Origin of the sequence: Hydrogenophaga laconesensis (assembly GCF_031457235.1) — a bacterium.
GTDB lineage: Bacteria > Pseudomonadota > Gammaproteobacteria > Burkholderiales > Burkholderiaceae_C > Hydrogenophaga > Hydrogenophaga laconesensis.
The window spans coordinates 455491-476550 of record NZ_JAVDWE010000002.1 but is presented as its reverse complement, the minus strand read 5'-3'; the positions used below and the strand labels follow the sequence as shown (position 1 = coordinate 476550).

The following is a 21060-nucleotide window of genomic DNA, read 5'->3' as shown; positions in this document are numbered from 1 at the left end:
CGCCGGCATTCGACGCTCGGGTACGTCAGTCCCATACAGTTCGAGCAAGCTAAAGAAGCTTAGGCCGGTGTCAACGAAACCGGCAGCAGCCCAGTGAGTGTCCTGTTGGGGTGGATTGCAGGATGCCCTACATTACGCTTGGTCGCGCCAACAGATTTGGCCGGTCCGCGGTATGCTGCAAGAAGTCAAGGAAGACCCTCTCATCGACAGCCTCAGGGCCACCCAAGAACGACATGGCAAAGACTATTGGTCATTTAAGAATGCCTCCAAGCGTCGCGGTGCGCACGCGCTGATCCACTATCCAGCGATGATGGTGCCCAATCTACAGGGCAACATCCTCGCGGCCATTCAAGAGGTGTCACCCAAGTCCCAAAGGGTGCTAGATCCGTTCGTGGGTTCGGGCACGGTCCTTGTGGAGAGCATGAACTTGGGACTGGACTTCACAGGTGTCGACATCAACCCGCTCGCAGTCCTTTCGTGCCTGGCTAAATCCGGCCCGTATTTTGTCGATGCTTTTGCGGATAGGGCAGCCAAGTTGATCTCGCAGATTCACGCTGATGGGATCACTCGCCACGAAGCAACCTTCTTCGGCCGGGACAAGTGGTTCGAGGCCCAGGTGGCGCTCGGCATCTCCAAAATCGCGCGCAACGTTAAAGAGGTGGACGCTCTATGGGCTCGCCGGCTCTTTTGGCTGGCGCTAGCTCGGGTTATCCGGACCTGCTGCAATTCCCGCAACTCGACCTACAAGCTTCACATCAAGAAAGCAGAGGACATCAACGCCGAAGCCGATCCCATCAAAGCTTTTGTTGAAACAATCGAGAACTACAAGAAGCACCTGAAGGACCAAGCCGTCGACTGGGCAGAAAAGGGACTCCTGATGCAGGGCTGGTATCAAAAGAGCGTGAGCATCACTGCAGGTGACAGCACCAGCGCGTTGGAGGAGGCTGCGCAGTTATTCGACGTGGTCATGACGTCGCCTCCCTATGGGGACAACAGAACCACAATCCCATATGGCCAGTATGCCTTCCTGCCTCTGCAGTGGATTCCCACGGAAGACATTAGTCGCTCTATTGACGCCCGTGTGCTCGCGAATAGCCACGCGCTGGATACCGCCAGTTTAGGTGGTAGTGCCAAAAACGCGATGGAGCGAGCAGAAGAGCTGCGAACAGAGTTTGAGTCCGTGAAGAATTACCTGGCCAAACTGTCATCCAAGGGCAGTGGCGCCAAACGATTCGGCGCCTTCTTTGGCGACCTCGAACCTTGTATTGAACAGATTTGTAGCTCGACTAATCCTGGTGGGTACCATGCCTGGACGATTGGCAGCCGACACATCGAGGGTATTCGGATGCCGATGGAGGAAATACTGGAAGAGATGCTGGATAAGCGTGGCGTCCACACCGTCGGACGCGTACATCGATCCATTCACGCCAAGAAGATGGCTGCTCGCAATAATCTGTCTAGCACAATGAACACGGAAATCATCGTGCTGGCGAAAAAGAGTACGAAGAAGAAGTAGATCGCCGCGTAATTTGGGAGGAAATGGCATTGGACGAACAAGATCAGCGGCAAGACGAGATCAAGGTTTCTGCCCGGGTGCTCGTCCAGCTGGGCGAAGAGCTTGTTACAGATGCTGAACAAGCAATCCTTGAATGCGTCAAGAACGCCTATGACGCCGACTCCCCTGGCTGCAAGATCGTGATCCGCACAGAGGCATGCGGATCCATCTCGCACGAGGAGCGAGCCAGTCGCCTCCTTGACTTCCGTGAGGACGCAGAGAACGTCCGCGTATGCTTCTCGGCGGGTGGCGAGGAACTAAAAGTCACAGACAATTGGCAGGTCAAAAACCTCATCCGACCTGCAGACCTCGTGAAGCGGCAGCTCCGCTGGACTGGCTACATAAGCATTGAGGACGCCGGCGAGGGTATCGCCGCTGAAAAGTTGCGCAAGTCCTGGCTCACTATTAGTGGGTCTTACAAGCGGTCAGGCGAGGGCACACAAAAAGCCACAACCGCTAAAGGGCGAACTCCGCTGGGCGACAAGGGTGTGGGCCGCCTAGGGTCGATGAAGCTTGGTGACATCCTGGAGGTGGTCACTAGCACTGGTGAAAACCAAAAAATGGCATCCGCTGTATTCAGATGGGCGGACTGCGAAAGAGCCGAGACCGTCGACCAGATCCCCGTCTTCGTCGAAACAGATCTTCCCAATCCCGACGGTTTCAAAGGAACGCGCGTTTCCGTTTACGGTCTGAAGAGTGCTAGCCAGTGGGCCAACGGCGCTGCGGCGCTCAAACTCAGTTTGGCCACCTTGGTTTCTCCTTTTGAGGCCAAGGCACAGTTCCCAGTCACGGTGGATGTCGATGGAGACAAGACAAGTCTTGTCTCCGTTACCGAGACATTGCTTACACGGGCAGTCGCAGATTTCCATTTCACTTGGCAAACCGTCCCGGGTGGAGAGCCTGAGTTGCTATGTGTTGCGCGATTTAAGGAACGGTTATTTCGTGCCGCAGTAGGAAGTAGTCGAGCTCAAAAACAGAAGTCGAAAGAGGTTTTTGACAAAGACGGAGGTGCCAGCTTTCTTGACTGGCTGAGTGATCCGACGCGACTGAAACGCTACACGGTCGTCCCGAAGCCGGATACTGACTGTTTTGTCGAAGTTCGGCAGAAGATTCGATGGTCGAACATCAAGACCGGCGCTAAAAACTTCAAGGCAGAAGACCCGGGTCCTTTCACTGCGGCTTTTTACTATTTCAATCTGCGGGACATCTCCAGCGACGAATCCGCCGATGTTAGTCCGACAGACTCTGAAGCTGACGTTGAGGCCGCAGCAGGTCTGGGCATTGATCGTGCCACCATTAAGCGGATGGCCGGCATCTCCATACTACGAGATGGTTTCCGAGTTCGCTCGCAGGGCGATTGGCTCAAACTTGCGGAGGCGATGACCACCGGCAGCACCTATCAGCTACGTGTCCACAACACTCTCGGCTACTTTGCGCTGACTGGAGAGCACAACTACAGATTGGTCGAGAAATCTGACCGCGAGAGCTTCGTTGAGAACGATGCTTACCGAGGCTTCAATGCTATCGCGCTGGAGTGCAGATCTTTTGCAAATGAGTCGCTTGAGGCAGTACGTCGAGCGATGGACCGATACGCCAGTCAGGCAGTGCCGGTGAATACTCCCCGTATGTCGACCCCAGAGCACTCGTTCGAAGTCGTCGAAGAGACGGTGGAGCACGCCGCTGCGGCAAAGCAGGGCGCTGAGTCGATCGTCGCCGCGTTAGAGCAAGGGCTGGGTCTTGTCGAGCAATCGGATGGCGTAGGCGCTGCGGGCGTACTGAAAGATGCACTGGCAAAAGCCCATACGGTCCAGCGGAACCTTGACAAGGGAGCCCAAGCCAGTAGCGCCGTGCGCATGTTGCGACAGGAGTTCACGGACAGCAAAGAACGGATGCTCTCGCTCTATGAGAGCGCGGCCGTGGGCTTGAGTGCTAGGGGCCTGGCTCACGAGTTGCGCACCCATATCGTAGAGATCCGCCGACGCATTATTGGGATAGAGGAACTGGTGAAGGAGGGTCGGGCAGATGTGAAGAGCGTAGCGCGGCACACCCGTTCCATCCGCGCGGCGTGCGCGAGCATCACAAGCGCTGCGGCCATCATCGATCCGCTGCTTCCTCGCACTCGGACGGTCAAGGAAACAATCGACCTCTTCGACTTCGTCGCGCAGTACAAAGCGAATCGGATTGGAGGCCTGGAGAGGGAGGGTATCAATTTCGAGATTCGCGGCGAAGCTGGCAAAGCTATCGCCAAGATCAATCGAGGTCGGCTGCTTGCAGTCTTAGACAACCTAGTGAGGAATAGCGTCTACTGGCTGCGTCGGGGTACTGACGTGTTGGAGATCAAGCGGCCAAAGCGCATTCGCGTTGACATTACCGCGTCTGGATTTTCTGTGGCAGACAGTGGCCCGGGCATTGATCCGAATTACGAGGACAGCATCTTTGACATGTTCATCTCGGCCAAGCCCGCTTCAGAACGCGGCCAGGGCCTGGGGCTGTTCATTTCTGCGCAACTACTTGCAGCTGACGGATGCAGCATTGGCCTAAGTGCTGACAAGAATCAAGACGGTCGTAGGTACAAGTTCACCGTAAATCTAGGAGCTGTGATGCAAGGAGGGAAGCGATGAAGCCAGTTGAGGCGCTGGAGCTGCTCGGTTCAAAACGGGTGATCTGGATTGACGACCGTTTTGCCACTGCGTCACCCGAAAAGTTGATTGAGCTTCTCATCGCCCACGCCGAGGACGCGGGAGGGGTATCTCCTGAGCCGATTCAGCAGGCCCTGAACAAGGTAGTGGGCGGTGACGACACAGGCAATCACGAACTGGAACAGGCAGTCGCTAACCTTACTGAAGCTGAGCGCGTCAGCCTATTGAGGAAAGTTCAATTGAGGCTCGAAGACAATGGCGCTGAAGACCTGTCCGATGGGCAAATCGACAGTGTCTGCGCCCATCTGCACATCGCAAAGGAAGATCGCTGGCCTTTCGAAAACTCGGAAGTGGCAATGCTAGAGCTTTGTAAGGGTGGTGGTGATGCTGAGATCAGCTACATCATCGATCTCAACGATGTTCAAGGGGCTGATGGCAACACGCGTGGCTTGGATTTGCTGAAGACGCTTCACGGCGCCGGCTCCAAAGCCACGGCACTTCTGCTGACCCATTACGCGACCAAGACCAATGAAGCAGAAAAGGAACTTGAGCTGCGCAATCTATTACTGCAGGATGGTTCGTTGGATGTCTCCCCCGTTTGTGTAATAGCTAAGGATCGCCTCGATCCTGAAGGTGAGGCTGCCTCAACGACGGAAGGTCGAGACGCGACCGTCGCCATGGCGCTTCGTATTGCCATCAAGAGAGCAGGCCTGCGTCGCAACGTGCATGAGGTCCTGACCCGCGTACACCGCCACATTGCTCAAGCGTTTCGGAATGCGAGTAACGATCTACTAGAAGTTCCGCCGGAACAGTTGGATGAGTACGTCATTGGACGGGCTTACGCGGAGGGCGTCTCCGAACTCCACGTTGTGGAACGTGCGCTAACTGCGTCTATGTCTGAGTCGTTCCGACACATGTTCTCCGTGGACCAAGATACCCGCGAAAACGAGCGACGCTTGCGCTCGCTTCGAGGTGTCCCGCTCGGGATTGATGCCACCGTCCACCACAAGAAGCTTGAGATGTTCAGAGCGCAGGAAGTCTGGGAGCGGGAGGACCTGGTCAACAATGGGTGCTCCCCTCTGGCCTGCGGGGACGTTTTCGAGATGGATGCCCAGCACGACGCACCTGCTTATCGCTTCATTCTGCTAGTTCAGCCGTGTGACATCATGCTGCGCCCCAAGGGAGATCGGGATTCAGATGCCGGATTTCTCGTCATGCTCAAGCAACTCGAAAACATCAACGACCCGTCGAGCCAAAAGCAGATTCGGTTGCCCTTCCTGCTCGGCGGCAAACAATGGGTTTGCGACCTGAGAAAAACTACATCGGTTCGGCTTGATTTATTGGATCTCGTGTCGTATCGCGCTGACGGCCGTTTGGAGTACCACGTTGACCAGGCGGTACCTGACTGTCTGTTGCCTGGCCAGCAGGTCCTTAGTGCATCCGTGTTCGGCAGCTTAAACAAGGCGGTAAAGACTCGTTTGAACGCTGGCGCCGCGCTCCCCAAGGAGTTGAAGGATGCAAGATGCCAGCTGACTCTGGCGACCAGTGGCCCATTCCGGTACATCGCACACGGAACTTTTGTGGAAGCCAAGGCTGCTACGGCCATTCAGCCGGAAGTTTGTGCAGGCTTCACCTGGAACCTCCGACGCATTGGCCGAGTGCGGATGCCCTATGCGTCCGCCATCTTGGGCAGCTATCTTGCCGTCGTGGATCGCGACGCCTTCGATCTGGACTATTTGCGGCCACAGACACCGAAGGCGCCGGATATGCCAGTCTGTGGTCCATGCGCATGAAGTAACGACTCCCCCTGTGGGCCTGTAGCACGGCTCGCCTGGCTCACTGGGGGCGCGATCCTACGTTGGAACTCCGGGCTTCTTCATGTACTCGTTGCTAGCCCAATCTAGTGGCGTAAAATTGTTCTCACCACTCGGTGCTCGTCAATGGGCGCTGGACATGGGGTTAATCCCCGCCAGCCGCACCAAGTCTCCAAAGCAGCGTTTATAGCGCTGACCTTCCCGACGCCGAAGCCCCAATGCGCAGCACGCTGTCTCGAAGGATGACAATTGGGCTGTCTTCGGCTTGGCCCCTCCCGATCCCGTCAACTCCTGACCAGCACGGGCACGCGCAGCAAAGCCATGGTCTTGCTTCTGCGCTGTGCGTTGCTCGTTCTTTGTAGTGGCGACTCGGAGAGCTTGAGCCACTCCACTTCTTGCGATCAAGAACCCGCCTCGTGAGGGGCTATCGCAGGGGCTGTCTGAAAAGCGGCTTCCAACAGTGGTGGTCGTTTGCTTAAGCTGGCGTTCATCCGGGTGCGTTGAAATTTCCCCACCCGCGCAATTGCGGGATCTTCAACGCACGAGGAAACCCATGCAGTCTTTCGTTCTCTCCGTTTTCGTGCTCGCCGCAGCCAGTTCCGCCATGGCCTCTCCCACCTGCAATGCACCCAAAGAGCAGTGGCAGCCGGAGGCGGCTTTCAGGCAGAACCTCGAATCCCAGGGCTACAAGATCAAGACGTTCAAGGTCACGAAGCAGCAGTGCTACGAGATCTATGGCACAGACAAGACGGGCAAGAAGGTCGAGATCTATTTCGATCCCGTCAGTGGCAAGCCACTGTTGCAGAAGTGAGCACGGTCAAGGCATCGCAGCGCGTCTGGGATCCCTTCGTGAGGGTCTTCCACTGGTCGCTGGTGGCGTGCGTTCTTCTCAATCTCTTCGTGGTGGAGGAGGGTGAGACCCTGCACCAGTGGCTGGGATATGCCGCGTCCGTTCTCGTCATCCTGCGCGTGGGATGGGGTTTTGTCGGCCCGCGTCACGCCCGCTTTGTGGACTTCTTTCCTACGCCAGCGCGTGTGACAAGGCACATTCGAATGCTCGTGCGTGGCCAGCCTGAGCACACATGGGGCCACAACCCCCTTGGCGCGCTGATGGTGCTTGGCCTCATGGTCATGGTGCTGGCCCTCGGGCTGACCGGCTGGATGCAGACGCTGGATGCCTTCTGGGGCGTGGACTGGGTGCAGGATCTGCACGAAGGCCTGGGCGAAGGGTTCATGCCCATGGTCGGCCTGCACGCCCTGGCTGCCCTCGTCATGGGCCGCATCGAGCGCACGCGCCTGATCAAGGCCATGGTGACCGGGGTGAAGGAACGTTACTGATGCCATCCCGCGTTCGCATGGGCCGGCTGTGTGCCACCGCCGCCGCTGGCGTGGTGGCTGTTGTCATCCTGGGCGCCGAGTGCGCAATTTACGCCGCGTTGACAGGCGAACCCCTCTCGCTGTTGACGGCCGTCGACGGCCTGACCCGGGCGGTCTGCGGGCTGCTGCGTGTCTGCTCCGCATAATGGAAGCCGGTCGTCCGCCCGATCGGGCGGAGAACGGAGGGGTCTCCATGCGTGTGCTGTTCGTCGAGGACGATGTCCTGCTTGGCCAGGCCCTGGTCGCGGGGCTGCGCCAGCTGGGCCACGCGGCCGACTGGTTCACCAATGGCAACGATGCGGACGGCGCGCTGGTCGCCGCGCCTTACGATGCAATGGTGCTGGACCTCGGGCTGCCCGGCGGAGATGGACTGGTGTGGCTGCGGCGCTGGCGCGACCGGGGTGTCAAGCTGCCGGTGCTGGTGCTCACCGCCCGCGATGGAGTGGATCAGCGCATCGCCGGACTCGATTCCGGTGCCGACGACTATCTGCTCAAGCCCATCACGATCGACGAACTTGCGGCTCGCCTTCGCGCTTTGCTGCGCCGCGCCTCCGGCCGCGCACAACCCACCTGGCGGCATGGCCATCTCGAGTACGAGCCGGCGACCAAGCTCGTGCGCTGGAAAGGGCTGGGTGTGGAGCTCACGGCCAAAGAACTCGCGCTGCTCGAGGCCTTGATGCTCGAACCTCAGCGCGTGCTGTCCAAGTCGAAACTGCGCGAAAAACTTTACGACTGGAGTGAGGCCGAACCGGAAGGCAACGCGCTCGAGGTCCACGTCCATCACCTGCGTCGCAAGATCGATCCGTCTGTGGTTCGAACGGTGCGAGGCGTGGGATACGCGCTGGGTGGTGTGGAGGATGCGCCATGAGCCTGCAGCGGCGCCTGATGCTGTACCTGCTGGCCTGCGCGCCACTGGTCTGGGCCGTGGCCGTCCTCATTTCGATCGACCGCTCAAGGCACGAGGTCAACGAGTTGTACGACACCGAACTCATCCGGCTCGCGCGGCAAGTGCAGGCCACCATGCTCCCCGCGCTGGCGCTGGCCGACCTCGCGATTGCCCCGCCGTCCACGCAGCTCGACAGCGGGGAAGGCGACGTGCGCGACATGGCGGTGGCCGTGTGGGACCGCGAGGGCCGGCGTGTGATCTCCGACCGCGAGGGTGAGGGCCTGCCGTACCGGGCCGACACGGCGGGCTTCGTGAACGGCACCATCGATGGCAACGCCTGGCGCATCTACTACCTGCAGTCCCCAGGGGGGGAGTGGCTCGTGGCAGCGGGCCAGGGTGCCTACGAACGAGACGAGGTGGTGTTCGCCCTCGTGGCCAGCCAGATCGTGCCCTGGCTGCTCGTGCTGCCGATCCTTCTTCTCGCCATGGCCTGGGCCGTGCGGCGTGCGCTCAGTCCCATCCGCCACCTCACGGACGACCTTCAGTCGCGCGGTGGCAACGACCTCGCGCCGCTGGTCCATGTCCGGGCGCCGGCCGAACTCAAGCCCCTGCTCGCGGCGATGAACAGCCTGTTCGAGCGCATTGAAAGTCTCCTGAGCCGCGAGCGCCGGTTCACCGCCGATGCAGCGCACGAACTGCGCACGCCGCTGGCGGTGCTGCGCGCGCAATGGGACGTGGTCAAGCGCTCGCACAGCGAAGAAGAGCGGGCTCAGGCACAGCGACAGATGGACGCCGGCCTGATGCGCCTGGACCGGCTGGTGACGCAGATGCTCTCGCTCTCGCGCGCCGAGGCGGCCACCACCGAGCTGCTGGACACCGAGATCGAATGGCCACCCATCGTGGAGCAGGTGATGAGCGACTGCCTCGAACTCGCCGACCGGCGTGGCATCGAGCTGGCCTGCGACTGGCCCGACGCAGGCCGTCCGGCGCTGCCGCTGATGGGCAACACCCACCTGATGACAGTGCTGCTGCGCAACCTGGTGGACAACGCCGTGCGGTACGCACCAGCCGGCAGCACCGTGTTGCTGAACATGATGGCCACTCGGATCGAGGTGGAGAACCCTGGCGGGCCGCTCACGCCCGAACAGCTCGCCAGCCTTGGACAGCGCTTCCGCCGGCCGCCGGGCCAGCTGGAAGGCGGCAGCGGGCTAGGCGTGTCCATCGCCCAGCGCATCGCCGCGCTGCATGGCCTGGAGGTCGTTTACGACGCGGCGGGTGGCGACGCGGTGCGTGCCTCTGTCCGATTCACCCGCGTCACTTCTCCCTGATCTTGTCCAGCAGCTGGCGCGCCTCTTCCCGGCGCCCCGTGTCGGCCACCTGCCGGCCAGGCCGGGCGGGTGCCTGCAAGGCCTTCTCCAGATAGGCCACCGCTTTCTCGGGCTGCTTCGTCTCCACAAGGTACTCGCCGTAGAAGAAGTTGGGATCGATGCCTCGGGGATTGATGGACAGCGCCTTCTGCAGCAGTTCACCCGCCTTGGCCTTGTCGCCGAAGGCCATTGGCCAGCCGGGCACCTTGTAGTACAGCACGCCCAGGCTGTTGTAGGCCGAGCCTTCCAGCGCATTGCCATCGATCTGGATGGCGGACTCGTAGAGCGCCTTGGCCTGCTTCACCAGCCCCAGGGCACCCAGGCCCCCCTTCTCGCCGGCATAGGAGCTGAGGATGATCCCCTCCCACACCAGCGGCTCGCTGCGACCCGAGAAGCTCTCGCTGACCTTGTGCGCCTTGGCCGCCAGGGCTTCGAAACGCTTCTCGCGCTCGGAGGCGGCGGTCTGGTATCGGATGACTTCCCAGTCGCGCTGGAGGTCGGCCACCGCGTCGTCGACGGGTGCGGCATGGGCGGCACCCGTGCCGATGCCAGCGGCGGCCAGAAGCAGTGCGCCAGTGGCGCGCAGAAAGGTGTGGCGGTCAATGTGCATTTTTCATTTCCTCGGAATGGGATGGGGCGTGGGGCAGGTGTTTCATTCGCATGGGCAGGCTCGCGCGGTGTTTGTCGAACGCGCCATCCAGCAGCGTTGGAGCCAGCCCGTTGAGGCGCACGGCGAGCTTTTCCGGAAAGCCGAGAAAGCGCTCGGCCGTCTCGGCCTCCAGCAACTGGAGCAACGCCTGGGCGACGGCCTTGGGTGGATCCGTGGCGGAGCCAGTGGCCCGGTTGTAGTCGTTCACCTCGGAGGAGTTGAAGGCCGTGCGGGTGCCGCGCGGCCCCAGGTATTGCACCCGCACCGTGGTGTCGTGCAATTCCCTGCGCAGCGCCTGGGAAAAACCGCGCAGGCCGAACTTGCTGGCGCTGTAGACGCTGTAGCCGGGCAGGCCGATGGCGCCGAGCACCGAGCCCACGCAGACGATCTGCGCATGGGGCAGCGATTTCAGGTGTGGCAGCAGCGCTTGCGAGAGCAGCATGGGTGCCAGCAGGTTGGTGCTCAGCACCTGGGCGATGCGGTCGGGTGCGGTGGTGTCGAAGTGGCCAAACTCCGGCACTCCGGCGCAGTGGATGACCACGTTGCATTGCCAGTCGGCGGCATGCCGGGCCAGGGCGGCAATGGACACCGACTGCTGCAGGTCCACCTCGTGCCAGTCCAGCTGCACATCGGGCAGGCGTGCCTGCACCGCGCGCACCTGCGCGGACAGCCTGGCCGGCGAGCGGCCGGCCAGCAGCACCGCCGCGCCTGCGCGGGTGAGGGCGGCCGTGGTGGCCTGGCCGATGCCACCGCAGGCGCCGGTGAGCAGCACGCGCGCTTGGCTGGCCTTCATGCCGCTACCCCTTCGGACACCATGGCGCGCGGCTGCGGCAGAGGCAGGCTCCTGAACACGTCGCCGTAGAGCCGGAAGAACACCTTTGCAGCGTGCACGATGTCGGCCTGGTCCTGTGGATCGGTGATCTGGTCCATCAGCAACTGGAAGTGCTGCACGTGCTCCTGGTCCAGCGTGCCGTGCGAGCGCAGGTAGCTGAACGCCGAGTCCGGCAACCCCAGCGGTTTCTGGATCTGGTCGGCGGCCAGCAGGGCCAGCGACACACTTGTGCCCTCCAGCACATGCACCATGCCAAAGAAGCCCAGCGGGTTGCGTCGTGCGATGGTGTCGTAGGCATAGGCCACCATCACCTCGGTGGCCTGGCCCGGCTGGCTGTCGCGCACCGGCTCTGTGTGGCCGCAGGCGCAAATGTCGTCCAGGATCCATTCGTCATGTCCCTGTTCCTCTTCAATGTACTCATCGAGCGCGGGAGCCAGCCATTCGCGGCCCGCGGGAATGCGCGCCCGGAACGCCTGCATCAGCGGCACGGTGTGGCGCACGTGGTGGTAGGCCTCGCGAAGGAAGGCGATATAGCTCGGCAGCGAGACCTCGCCGCGCAGACAGCCCTGAATGATGGGTGTGGACAGCAACGAGGCGCGGTCCAGTGCCGTCTGCGACACCAGTTGTTCGTAAAAACTCATGAAGACTCCGTCGATGGAATGAAAGGGGAAGGGGTGGGACCCAGTGCGTCGGCATGGGCCTGAAAGATCGCGGCGCGCTGCGGCCGGCCATTGGCGGTGGCCATGCCGCTGGCGGCGTCGAACGGGCGCCTGGCACGCACCCAGCGGTGCACACGGGCGTAGTCCGGCAGGCGGGCGTTGGCCGCGTCCACCGCCGCCTGCAGTGCGTCATCGGGCATGCCGGCGTGGGTGGGCCAGAGCACTGCGCCGAGCGTGGGCTGAGCATCGCCAAAGACCACCGCCACGGCCACGCCCGCTTCCTGCAGCGCGCCTTCGACCCACTCCGGCGACACGTTGCGCCCGTACGAGGTGATCAGCACGTTCTTGCGGCGGCCTCTGACGTGCAGGAATCCCTGCGGGTCGATCGTGCCCAGATCGCCGGTGGGCCACCACGGCGGCGCTTCGCGTGTGTCACCGAGGTAGCCGGCGAACAGGCTGCCGGCCACCTCGATTTCACCGTCTGCGCTGATGCGCAGGCGCGCGTGCGGCAACGCACGGCCCGCGCTGCCGGGCAGGTCGGCGCCGGGCAGATTCAGTGTCTGCACGGATGCCCCTTCTGAAAGCCCGTAGCCTTCGTGGGCGGGAATGCCGAGCGCGCACGCGGCTTTCACGAGACCCTCCCCCACGGACGCCCCGCCCACCGCCACGAACTTCAGTCCCTCAGGGGCTCGTTGTTGCGTGGCCACGAGGTAGCCCACCCACAGCCGCAGCATCTGCGGTAGCAGGATCAGGCTGTCGGGCTGCATCTGCAGAACGGTGGCGTGAAACCGAACAGGGTCGAAGCTGGACGAACCGCTCAGCCCCACGTCGGCCAGTGGTAACACGATGCAGGTGGTACCGTTCATCTGCGGCGCGCACAGCCCCGCCACGTTCTCCAGCAGCACCGCGAACGGCAGCACGCAAAGGTGGCGCTGGATCTGCAGCGGGCGCATCGCCTGGACCACACCCTGCGAGACCGTGTCGATGGTGGCGGCGCGCAGGCACACGCCCTTGGGCATGCCGGTGGTGCCCGACGTGAAGGTGATCTTGGTCGTGCCCGCTGGCATCGGCACCTGAGCGCCGGGCAGGCGGTGCAAGGCCAGTGCGGTGTCTGCCACGCGGCACGGCATCGTGGTGGCTTGTGGCCAGGGCAGAAAGGCCGGTGTCAGCAGGGCGTCCGCACCCGTGGCGCGCAACGCATGGCCCGTCTGTTCCTGCGTGAAAAACAGCGGCAGAGGTACGTGCACGATGCCGGCCTTTTCCGCCGCCCGGTCCGCCACCACCCAGGCCACCGAGTTGTCCAGCAGGGTGGCCAGCACCCGAACACCCGCTGTTCTCAGCATGTCCGCACAGGTGGACACCGCCAGATCCAGCTCGCTGGCCAACCACGATCTGCCTCCGTCGTGCAGAGCAGCAATGCCGTTCTTCGGCGCGGTCATGGCGCGGCTCCGTCGTGACGGGTCGAGAGGCGCCGCATCGCTTGCGGCAGATGCCCTGCCAGCACGAGGGGGGTGTGGTCGTAGTAGCTGCCCCAGTGCACGGCCTCGTCTCCCAGGGCGGCCGGATCGGCGGTGCCCAGCGTGAGCGGCGTGACCCCGATGCGCAGAAAGAGATGGCGCAGTTCCTTGGTGAGGGTGCTCACCACCCACTGGAATTCCTGCTGGGCCAGGTGGCGGCCCAGCATCAGTATCAGACGCCGACCTTCGCCCGCGCGACTGGCGGCCAGGTGTCCGACTTCAACGATGTCCTTGCGCGCAGGAACTGTTCCGTGGCTGTGGGCCAGCAGGTGTTCCACCGGGGCCGCCAGATAGCGCTCCAGGAACAGCGGCGCCCGGTCGGCGGCACGATAGCCTGCGGCCGCGATGATGCCGGTGGCGTCGCGAAGGAACGCCAGGACAGGGGCGAAGTGAAACACGCGGGCGCCATAGCGGCGGGCGTACACCTCGTGAATGAAGAACTCGACCTCGGCCCGCTCAGGATCGTCCGGATGGCAGATGGCCAGGGATGGCGCCACATGAGGATGTGAAACCGGGGCGGCAGACAGACTGGGATGCGCCATGGGCATGAAAACTCCTTGAAGGAGTCGCCATGGTGCTCAGCGAGGATTTGTGGAAGATTAAGGGGAGGAGGAATACATGGCCTGAGACACGCCGTTCACCGCCGCAACACTACCGTCTGGCGTCACCTGTGCAGGCATCTCGCGGGTGTGCGCGGCATGCCGTTGAGGTTCTGAAGTCAGCCTGGAGCGCACTTCCTGCGCCAGAACGTCATCGGGGCCGTTGGGCGGCAAACTCCTGGCGAGAAACTCGATGGAGCCAGCGACCCCTCCGCCCACCCACGTCGCGCCAACGCAGGCCGCAACAGACACCTTTCCTCCATGGCATAACCAGCGGCGTCGCCATGAATGAACCGGACCTGACCGGCCACGCCGAGTTTCTTCGCTCGCGCCGCTGCCTGCGCTGAAAACAGCTGACTCCTGTCAACCCCGACGCCGCTGACGCCGTGGTCAGGGGCCCGGCATGCGCTCGGCGGCCTTCTTCATCGACGGCCCGATGTGCGCTGGTTTAACTGGGTTGGTGCAGGGCTTCCCCAATCTCTCCGGGGCCTGTTGCGGCGTTCGCAAGGCGGTCCGCTGGCATCGGGAAAGGCAGGAGAAGGGCTGCATGACGCCTGACGCGACCTGTAGCGGATGGTTCACCGAGGATGAAGATCACGGCCTCGGCCGGCCAAGCCGCCGGCTCGCCCTGGATATCGCGTGGTTCACGAGGCAGTACAGCGCCGCCACCACGAGGTACACAGGCACCAGCGAATGGTAGTTGGCAATGAGCACCCTGGCGTTCTGCATGAGTTCACCGTAGGTGACCACGTAGCCGAAGGTGGTGTCCTTGACCACGATGACCAGTTGCGCGACCAGTGCCGGAACGATGTAGCGCAGGGCCTGGGGAAAGACGATGGAGAAGAAGACCTGGACCTCGGTCAGGCCCAGGCTGCGCGCCGCCTGGGCCTGACCGCGGGGAACGGCGAGCACGCCAGCGCGGTACACCTCGGCCACCACGGCGGCGGTGCTCAGGCCGACCGGCAGGGTCAACATCCAGTAGGTGCTCAGCTTGATCCCGGCCGACGGCAGCACCAGAAAGCACACGTAGATGAGCAGCAGCGTGGGTGTGCCGCGCAGGAACTCGATGACCGCGATGCTGGGCCATCGCACGAACCGGGACGGTGCCACGCGCCCGAGCATCAACACCAGCCCAAGGGTCAGCGCGATGACGGCGGCCATTGCCGCCGAGGCCATCGTGCCGAGCAGGCCCTTGCCCAGGAAGGCCCAGGTGGTCGGCCATGTGAAGAAATTCCAGTACCGGGCCTCGAGCTGCCCTGCGGAATGGAAGCGGAACACCATGCCCACGGCCAGCAGGAGCAGCATGGCCGCGGCGATCGCACTCACCACCCGCGTGATGGTCCGGGTCTGCGGGCTGGGCGCGCCAAACAGGATGTCTTCCAGCGTGCGGCTCATCGCAGTATCCGCACCTTCTTCTCCAGGGCGGCGCCCGCCCAGGCGATGAGCAGGCCGGTCGCCACGTACATCGCTGCGGCCACCGCGAACGCCGCCATGCCGGCGGCGGAGTCGGTGGCGATCTTCGACACGAGTGCGGTGAGTTCGCGGCCCGGAAGCGGGACCTGCGACGCCAGCGAGGTCGACAGCATGAGCGCAATGAGCAGCGAGGTCAGCGGTTGCACCACGGTGCGCAGCGCCTGTGGCAACACCACGGAAACGATGACGCGGATCGGCCGCATGCCCAGGCTGAGTGCGGCCTCGATCTGACCGCTGGCGACGGTGTTGATGCCCGAACGCAGGTAGTCCGCCGTGAACGCGGAGCAGACCAGGACCAGCGTCAGGATCACGGCGGGCTCATAGTCGATCAGGACGTTGAGATCGGGCAAGGCGAACACGATGAAGATCAGCAGCGCCACGCTGGGAATGTTGCGAAAGATCTCGACGTAGACGGTCAGCACGAAGCGCAGTGGCGGCAGCGGGAAGAGCCGGAGCACCGTCACGACCACGCCCAGCAGGAAGCCGGGCACGAACGAAACGACCGTGAGCTTCCATGTCAGAAAAAGGGCCTGCGCGAAGGCAGGCCCGTATTCGGCCAGGAGCCTGGAGACCTCGCCCATCGTTCAGGGGATGGCGGGCGGCGTCGGCACGGCGGTGCTGCCGGTGCGTTGTCCGATCGAAATGGTCCAGAGCTTCGCCCAGGTGCCGTCGGCCTGCACCTTCTTCAGGAAGGCATTGACGAAGGCCACGCCGTCCGAGCCCTTGGGCAGTCCGACGCCGTAGGGGTCTTGAGCGCCAAAAGGTGCGCCTGCCAGCTTGGCGTCGCCGGTGCCCAGGCTCAGTGCGTTGAGCAACAGCGTGTGGTCGGTCACGTAGGCGTCCACGCGCCCCTGGCGCAGCCCGTCGAGGGCCTCCTGGTGCGTCTGGAACTCCTGCACGATCCCTTTGGGCGCGAACTGCGCCAGGATCGCGGGCCCCGTGGAGCCCGCCTGCGTGGCGACCCGCTTGCCGGCCAGGTCGTTGTACGACTGGATCGCGCTGTTGTTCGATTTGACCAGCACCCCCGCCTGAGAGGTGTAGTAGGGGCCGGCGAACGAGATCTTCTCGGCGCGGGCGGGCGTGATGGAGTAGGTGGCGAACACGATGTCCACCTGGTTGTTGATGAGCACCTGCTCGCGCGTGGAGGAGTTCACCTGCGTGAACTGGATCTTCGCCCCATCGCCGAGGATGTAGCGGGCGAGAAGCTGGGCCAGACCCGCGTCGAAGCCACGCATCCGGCCGTCCTTCTCGTTGAGCAGCGAGAACAGGTTGGAGGTCTGCGTGCCGCCCAGGCGCAGCGTGCCGGCCTGCTTGATCTTGGTCGCCCAGGTGCTGGATGCGATGGTCGCAGCGTCGGCGACGGGGCCCTGCGCGACCAGCGCGTCAAACGCTGTGGTGTTGATCGGTGTGCCCTGTGCGAACAGCGATCCGCTGGCGACGATGGCGAGCGTCATCGCGGTGGACTTCAGAAAGGATGGGATAGACATGGGAGCCTCTTGATGTGTGTCGTCCATCAATTTATAGCAGTTGTGGCGTGTGCGCGGCGATGCCCGCGCTCCGGCCGGCCCGCCTGCACGGGCCGGCCGGAGAACGGCGCCGCGATCTGCACGCAACTGCCCGTCGAAATGCCCACGAAGTACGTTCTTGCCGGATGGGCCGAGGCCAGTATTTTGAATGCCGCCACGTTGCGTCGCGCACACGTTTGATGTGTTCTCCTGCGTAGTTCCGGGCGGCGATCTGATCGTCCACTTCGTCACCGTTGGCCGTGACTTTGGCAAAGCCGAGATCGGACGTTCGTGGCCGCCGCCGAGGCGACATGGCGTGCGTGGGTTGTCTGACCGGGAATGCCTGTACAGGCGGTGGCATGTCCAGAGACAACACGGGTGATCTGGCGGCCGTGCCGCGCGACGGCCGTTGCGTGCAGGCCGCGGTGCCGAGGGTTGCAAGCGGGATTGATTCGGCAGTTTGGCGCCAGACCCGCGAAATTCCTCACGATCCCGGGGCTGGACCGGCTTCCAGGCCTTCACCACCCGTGGCTACACTCGCCGCCATCCGAACGGTTTCAACGAGGGAACACACATGTTCAAGGGTGGTTGGAGGGTTATCGGGGTTTCGCTGGCGCTTGCGGGGCTGATGCTCCCCGCGTCTGCGCAGGATGCGGCGGTTTTCAGCGATCCGGACAAGCAGCTCGCCGTCAACGGTCAGTTGAAGATTCCGCAGAAGGCGATCTACCTGCCCGTCACGCAGGTCAAGTGGATGCTGCATGGCAAGTTCTCCGCGCGCGGCGGTGTGTTCCGGGGTGCGATCTCTTCCAAGGAGGTGGTCAGCGATGTGGACCAGGTGCGTGTGCGCAAGATCGCCCAGGCCCTGCACGACGACCTGGCTGCGCAGTTCAAGGCGGCTGGCTGGACGGTGAACACCCGGCAGGAGCTCGGCACCAATGTGCCCAACTACACGCCGGCCACGCCGAACAAGGATGCGGGTTATCCGATCGACAACGTGACCAGTGGCGCCTTGAAGGTGAGCTATGCGGTGCTCGCACCCGAAGGCATGCCCACGCTCATGCTCTCCGGCATGACGGGTACCGCCGGTATGGGCGGCCTCCAGGGGTTTGGCGCGATGGCCGGCATGGCCGCGCTCGCGGGCGTCAACAACGAGTCCTTCCGCTACGCGCGGGCCAACCCGGGTGTGACGATGCTGGTCGACTACGGTTTTGCCACTGCCGCGCTGGGAGAAACCGAGAGCCGCATGCTGGGCACCGAAGCCGCGCCCACGCTGGTGCTCACGGGCGGCTACATGGCCTACACCGCCGACTCGCAGTCGCGCGTGAACATCAAGGAAGGCATCGAGGTCGCCACGGGCATCGGCACGCTGGAGCAGCTGGACCGCACCAGCACGGGCACCAACGTGCTGCGCTACCTCTCGGGCATGTCGACCATCGACAAGACCAACTACGTCCTCATTCCCGACTGGGACAAGGTCGAGGCCGAGGCCTTGCGCGCGGGCAAGGCCTTCAACGCCCAGATTGTGGCCAAGCTCAACGGTTGACCGCGGAGCCGATCGCGTTCTCGAGCCCCTCGCGGATGTTCTCTGCGGTCGGTCCGGCGCTGTCGCTGGTCCAGGCCACGAAGTTGTCCGGCCGCAGCAGCACCAGGCGCGCGCCGTAACGCGCAGCTTCGCCTTCAAGCGCCGCCTCCACCACCTTCAGAGGCACCGCCGATGCGGTGGCGGCGTCTCGGAACGCCTGCACGGCATCGGGTGAGGCTTCCAGAGCCAGCAGGGTGAACCCCGGCCCCAAAGCCTCGTACACATTGCATCCAGAGGACAACGCCGCCGGTGCCAGGTGGTGGCCTGCGCGCGCGATGAACTGGTGCGATCCCACGGCACTCGGGCCCTGTCCGCTGCCGTTCGGTTGCACCACCGGCGAGCCTTCGTAGTTCGGTTCGAATGCGTGCACCTCGCCCACCGCACCTTTCGCGCGCGCCTGCCAGGCCTGGTCGAAGCGCGCCTGGTCGACGGCCGGGTCGTGCGTCTCCAGGAACGCCCGATCGGTCTCGATCGACTTGGCGATGAAGTCACGGATGGTGGAGCCGAACACCGGGCGGCGTTCGGCATCGTAGGAGTCGAGCAGCCGCTCGCCACCCCAGCCCTTCAGCGAGGCCGCGAGCTTCCAGCCCAGGTTGCGCGCGTCCTCCAGTCCCGAATTCACGCCGTAGCCGCCGTAGGGCGGATGGCTGTGTGCGGCGTCGCCGGCGATGAAGACCCGGCCCTGCCGGTAGCGGTTGGCCAGCATGAAGCGCAGGTCCCAGAAACCGATGTGCTCGAACGCGATGTCGAAGGGTGCGCCCACGGCCTCATGCAGATAGGCGGCGAAGTCGAAATTCTCCTTCGTCGTGCCTGGCGGCACCGGCGCGTGAAAGAACCACGTGCTGCCCAGGTCCACACGGCCGAAGAATTTCCAGTAGCCCTTGAGGCCGGGTTGCAGCACGTTGTAGTAGGACTTGCCGGGGTAGCACTTCAGCAGCTCGTGCAGGCCTTCCGACTTGAAGACAAGCAGCACCATCATGCGGTCGTGGTCGGTTTTCGATTGCGTGATGCCGGACTTCTCCCGCACCAGCGAGCGTGCGCCATCGCAGCCCACGGCGTAGGCCGCGCGCAGCTGGCGGCGGCCAGAGCCGCCCCGTTCGGCCACGCTCACCGTCACGCCGTCGGCATCCTGCTGCACGTCCCCGGCCTCCCATCCATACAGCGTGTCGATGGCAGGCAACGACGCCGCACGGCGGCGCAGCACCGCCTCCGTCGCGTACTGGGGCAGCCGTTCGTTGGCGGTGAAATAGTAGGGCTTGACCAGATCGCGCTGCAGCCAGTCGTAGTGCGGCCCCAGCAGGGTGCCGTAGGCCGTGAGGCCGCCGATGCCGTATTCCGGCGGGATGGTGCGCGCGGCGCGCAGTTCCTTCTCGGCACCCCAGGCGTGGAAGTGCTCCATGGTGCGCTGCGTGAGGTTCTGGCCTTTGGGAATCGGCTGGGGCTGCGGGTAGCGTTCCACCACCACGCAGCGGATGCCTCGCTGGCCCAGCTCGATGGCCAGGCCCATGCCCACCGGCCCGCCGCCGACGATCACCACATCGGTGTCGAAAGCGGCATGGGCCGCGCCGTTGTTGTCCTGTGTGCTCATGTGGGGTGCTTATTCGGCGGTGATGTTCTGGGCTTTGATCAGGGCGGCCCAGCGCTGTGCGTCGGCCGCCATCAGCTGCTGGAACGCTTCCGGCGTGGAGTGCGCTGGCGTCATGCCCTGGGTTTCGAAGGCGGTAGCCAGCGCGGGTTGCGCCAGGATGTCCCGCAGCTCCCGGTTGAGCTGATCGATCAGCGGGCGCGGCGTGGCTGCCGGCGCCAGCACGCCGTACCACATGTCCACGTTCAGGTTGCCGATGTTCAGGCTGCCCAGCGGTGGCACCTGCGGCAGCAGCGGGTGTGCCTTCTCCGAGCTGATGGCCAGCGCCTTGAGCTTGCCCGACTTGACATGCTGCAGTGCCACGTGGATCGGCAGGAACATCAGTTCGATCTGGCCGCCCAGCAGGTCGGTCACGGCGGGTGCCGTACCCCGGTAGCCGATGTGGGTGATGGAGATCTTCGCGCGGTTCTTCAGCAGCTCCATCGCCAGGTGGTGGGGTGTGCCCGCACCGGGCGATCCGTAGTTGAGCGCGCCGGGCTTCGCCCGGGCTCGCTCCAGCAGGCCTTGCAGGGAGTCGATCTTCGCGTTGGGGTTGGCCACCAGCAGCAGCTGGCCCCAGCTGGTGAGCGAGACGGCCGCCAGGTCGTTGACCGGGTTGAAGCCCGCGTTCGGGTACAGGGCCGAATTCATCACCAGGGTGTTGACGCTCACCAGCAGCGTGCTGCCGTCCGGCGTGGCCCGCACCACTTCCTGCGTGCCGATGTTGCCGGACGCACCGGCCTTGTTCTCGACGAAGAACGGGCGCTTCAGGCGCTCGGCGAGCTGGGGTGCGATCTGGCGCGCGATCAGGTCGATGCCGGTGCCCGGCGTGAAGGGGACCACCAGACGCACCGGGCCGGTGGCAGCGCCCTGGGCGCGCACGAAGGGGGCGGCGGCGGTGGCCAGACCCGCCAGCACGAGGCGGCGGCGCAGAACGGAGGTGGACGAGCGGGCGGGTTTGTCGATCATGGTGTTGTCTCCA

Annotated in this window: 19 protein-coding genes; 9 read left to right on the top strand and 10 right to left on the bottom strand. The window is 63.6% G+C overall.

What is annotated here, in order from left to right; translation table 11 throughout:
- Window positions 1–172: 172 nt before the first annotated feature.
- From J2X09_RS06680 to J2X09_RS06645, 8 genes are all read left to right on the top strand, one after another.
- Window positions 173–1516 carry a DNA methyltransferase gene (locus tag J2X09_RS06680; RefSeq protein WP_204732543.1) on the top strand — a complete coding sequence of 448 codons (1344 nt, stop codon included), beginning with the start codon at window positions 173–175 and terminating at the stop codon, window positions 1514–1516.
- A gap of 29 nt (window positions 1517–1545) precedes the next feature.
- Window positions 1546–4176 carry an ATP-binding protein gene (locus J2X09_RS06675; RefSeq protein WP_204732544.1) on the top strand — a complete coding sequence of 877 codons (2631 nt, stop codon included), beginning with the start codon at window positions 1546–1548 and terminating at the stop codon, window positions 4174–4176.
- On the top strand, window positions 4173–5987 hold the full coding sequence (locus tag J2X09_RS06670) for a hypothetical protein (protein ID WP_204732545.1): 1815 nt from the start codon (window positions 4173–4175) through the stop codon (window positions 5985–5987). Before J2X09_RS06675 ends, J2X09_RS06670 begins: the two co-directional genes overlap by 4 nt.
- A gap of 574 nt (window positions 5988–6561) precedes the next feature.
- Window positions 6562–6819 carry a PepSY domain-containing protein gene (locus J2X09_RS06665; protein WP_204732546.1) on the top strand — a complete coding sequence of 86 codons (258 nt, stop codon included), beginning with the start codon at window positions 6562–6564 and terminating at the stop codon, window positions 6817–6819.
- Entirely contained in the window at window positions 6816–7346 is a 531-nt protein-coding gene (locus tag J2X09_RS06660) for a cytochrome b/b6 domain-containing protein (protein ID WP_204732547.1), read from the top strand. Before J2X09_RS06665 ends, J2X09_RS06660 begins: the two co-directional genes overlap by 4 nt.
- Window positions 7346–7531 (top strand): hypothetical protein, encoded by a 186-nt coding sequence (locus tag J2X09_RS06655; RefSeq protein WP_204732548.1) that lies wholly within the window; start codon window positions 7346–7348, stop codon window positions 7529–7531. Before J2X09_RS06660 ends, J2X09_RS06655 begins: the two co-directional genes overlap by 1 nt.
- 47 nt (window positions 7532–7578) lie before the next feature.
- The gene (locus tag J2X09_RS06650; RefSeq protein WP_204732549.1) at window positions 7579–8253 is read left to right on the top strand and encodes a response regulator; all 675 of its coding nucleotides are present in this window, start codon (window positions 7579–7581) and stop codon (window positions 8251–8253) included.
- A complete protein-coding gene (locus tag J2X09_RS06645) occupies window positions 8250–9599 on the top strand; it encodes an ATP-binding protein (RefSeq protein ID WP_204732550.1) in 1350 nt (449 codons plus the stop codon). Before J2X09_RS06650 ends, J2X09_RS06645 begins: the two co-directional genes overlap by 4 nt.
- Here J2X09_RS06645 and J2X09_RS06640 read toward each other — a convergent pair.
- From J2X09_RS06640 to J2X09_RS06605, 8 genes are all read right to left on the bottom strand, one after another.
- Entirely contained in the window at window positions 9586–10248 is a 663-nt protein-coding gene (locus J2X09_RS06640; RefSeq protein WP_310307797.1) for a tetratricopeptide repeat protein, read from the bottom strand. The two genes, J2X09_RS06645 and J2X09_RS06640, sit on opposite strands and share 14 nt — an antisense overlap.
- A complete protein-coding gene (locus J2X09_RS06635; RefSeq protein ID WP_204732551.1) occupies window positions 10238–11080 on the bottom strand; it encodes an SDR family oxidoreductase in 843 nt (280 codons plus the stop codon). The genes J2X09_RS06640 and J2X09_RS06635 overlap by 11 nt, the downstream gene beginning before the upstream one ends.
- Window positions 11077–11760, bottom strand: a complete 684-nt coding sequence (locus tag J2X09_RS06630) for an iron-containing redox enzyme family protein (protein ID WP_204732552.1) — start codon at window positions 11758–11760, stop codon at window positions 11077–11079. Before J2X09_RS06630 ends, J2X09_RS06635 begins: the two co-directional genes overlap by 4 nt.
- Window positions 11757–13217: an AMP-binding protein gene (locus tag J2X09_RS06625; protein ID WP_204732553.1), complete on the bottom strand. Its 1461-nt coding sequence runs from the start codon at window positions 13215–13217 to the stop codon at window positions 11757–11759. Before J2X09_RS06625 ends, J2X09_RS06630 begins: the two co-directional genes overlap by 4 nt.
- Window positions 13214–13837 (bottom strand): thermostable hemolysin, encoded by a 624-nt coding sequence (locus J2X09_RS06620; RefSeq protein ID WP_310307794.1) that lies wholly within the window; start codon window positions 13835–13837, stop codon window positions 13214–13216. Before J2X09_RS06620 ends, J2X09_RS06625 begins: the two co-directional genes overlap by 4 nt.
- Window positions 13838–14488: 651 nt before the next feature.
- Window positions 14489–15289: an amino acid ABC transporter permease gene (locus J2X09_RS06615; RefSeq protein ID WP_204732555.1), complete on the bottom strand. Its 801-nt coding sequence runs from the start codon at window positions 15287–15289 to the stop codon at window positions 14489–14491.
- On the bottom strand, window positions 15286–15948 hold the full coding sequence (locus J2X09_RS06610; RefSeq protein WP_204732556.1) for an amino acid ABC transporter permease: 663 nt from the start codon (window positions 15946–15948) through the stop codon (window positions 15286–15288). Before J2X09_RS06610 ends, J2X09_RS06615 begins: the two co-directional genes overlap by 4 nt.
- A gap of 3 nt (window positions 15949–15951) precedes the next feature.
- On the bottom strand, window positions 15952–16854 hold the full coding sequence (locus J2X09_RS06605; RefSeq protein ID WP_204732557.1) for a glutamate ABC transporter substrate-binding protein: 903 nt from the start codon (window positions 16852–16854) through the stop codon (window positions 15952–15954).
- A 646-nt stretch (window positions 16855–17500) separates the two neighbouring features.
- Here J2X09_RS06605 and J2X09_RS06600 point away from each other — a divergent pair.
- Window positions 17501–18415 carry a hypothetical protein gene (locus J2X09_RS06600; RefSeq protein WP_204732558.1) on the top strand — a complete coding sequence of 305 codons (915 nt, stop codon included), beginning with the start codon at window positions 17501–17503 and terminating at the stop codon, window positions 18413–18415.
- On the opposite strand, the gene J2X09_RS06595 is transcribed toward J2X09_RS06600, so the two are convergent.
- Window positions 18405–20042, bottom strand: a complete 1638-nt coding sequence (locus J2X09_RS06595; protein ID WP_204732559.1) for an FAD-dependent oxidoreductase — start codon at window positions 20040–20042, stop codon at window positions 18405–18407. The two genes, J2X09_RS06600 and J2X09_RS06595, sit on opposite strands and share 11 nt — an antisense overlap.
- Window positions 20043–20051: 9 nt before the next feature.
- A complete protein-coding gene (locus J2X09_RS06590) occupies window positions 20052–21047 on the bottom strand; it encodes a tripartite tricarboxylate transporter substrate binding protein (RefSeq protein WP_204732560.1) in 996 nt (331 codons plus the stop codon).
- Between the last annotated feature and the right edge of the window lie 13 nt (window positions 21048–21060).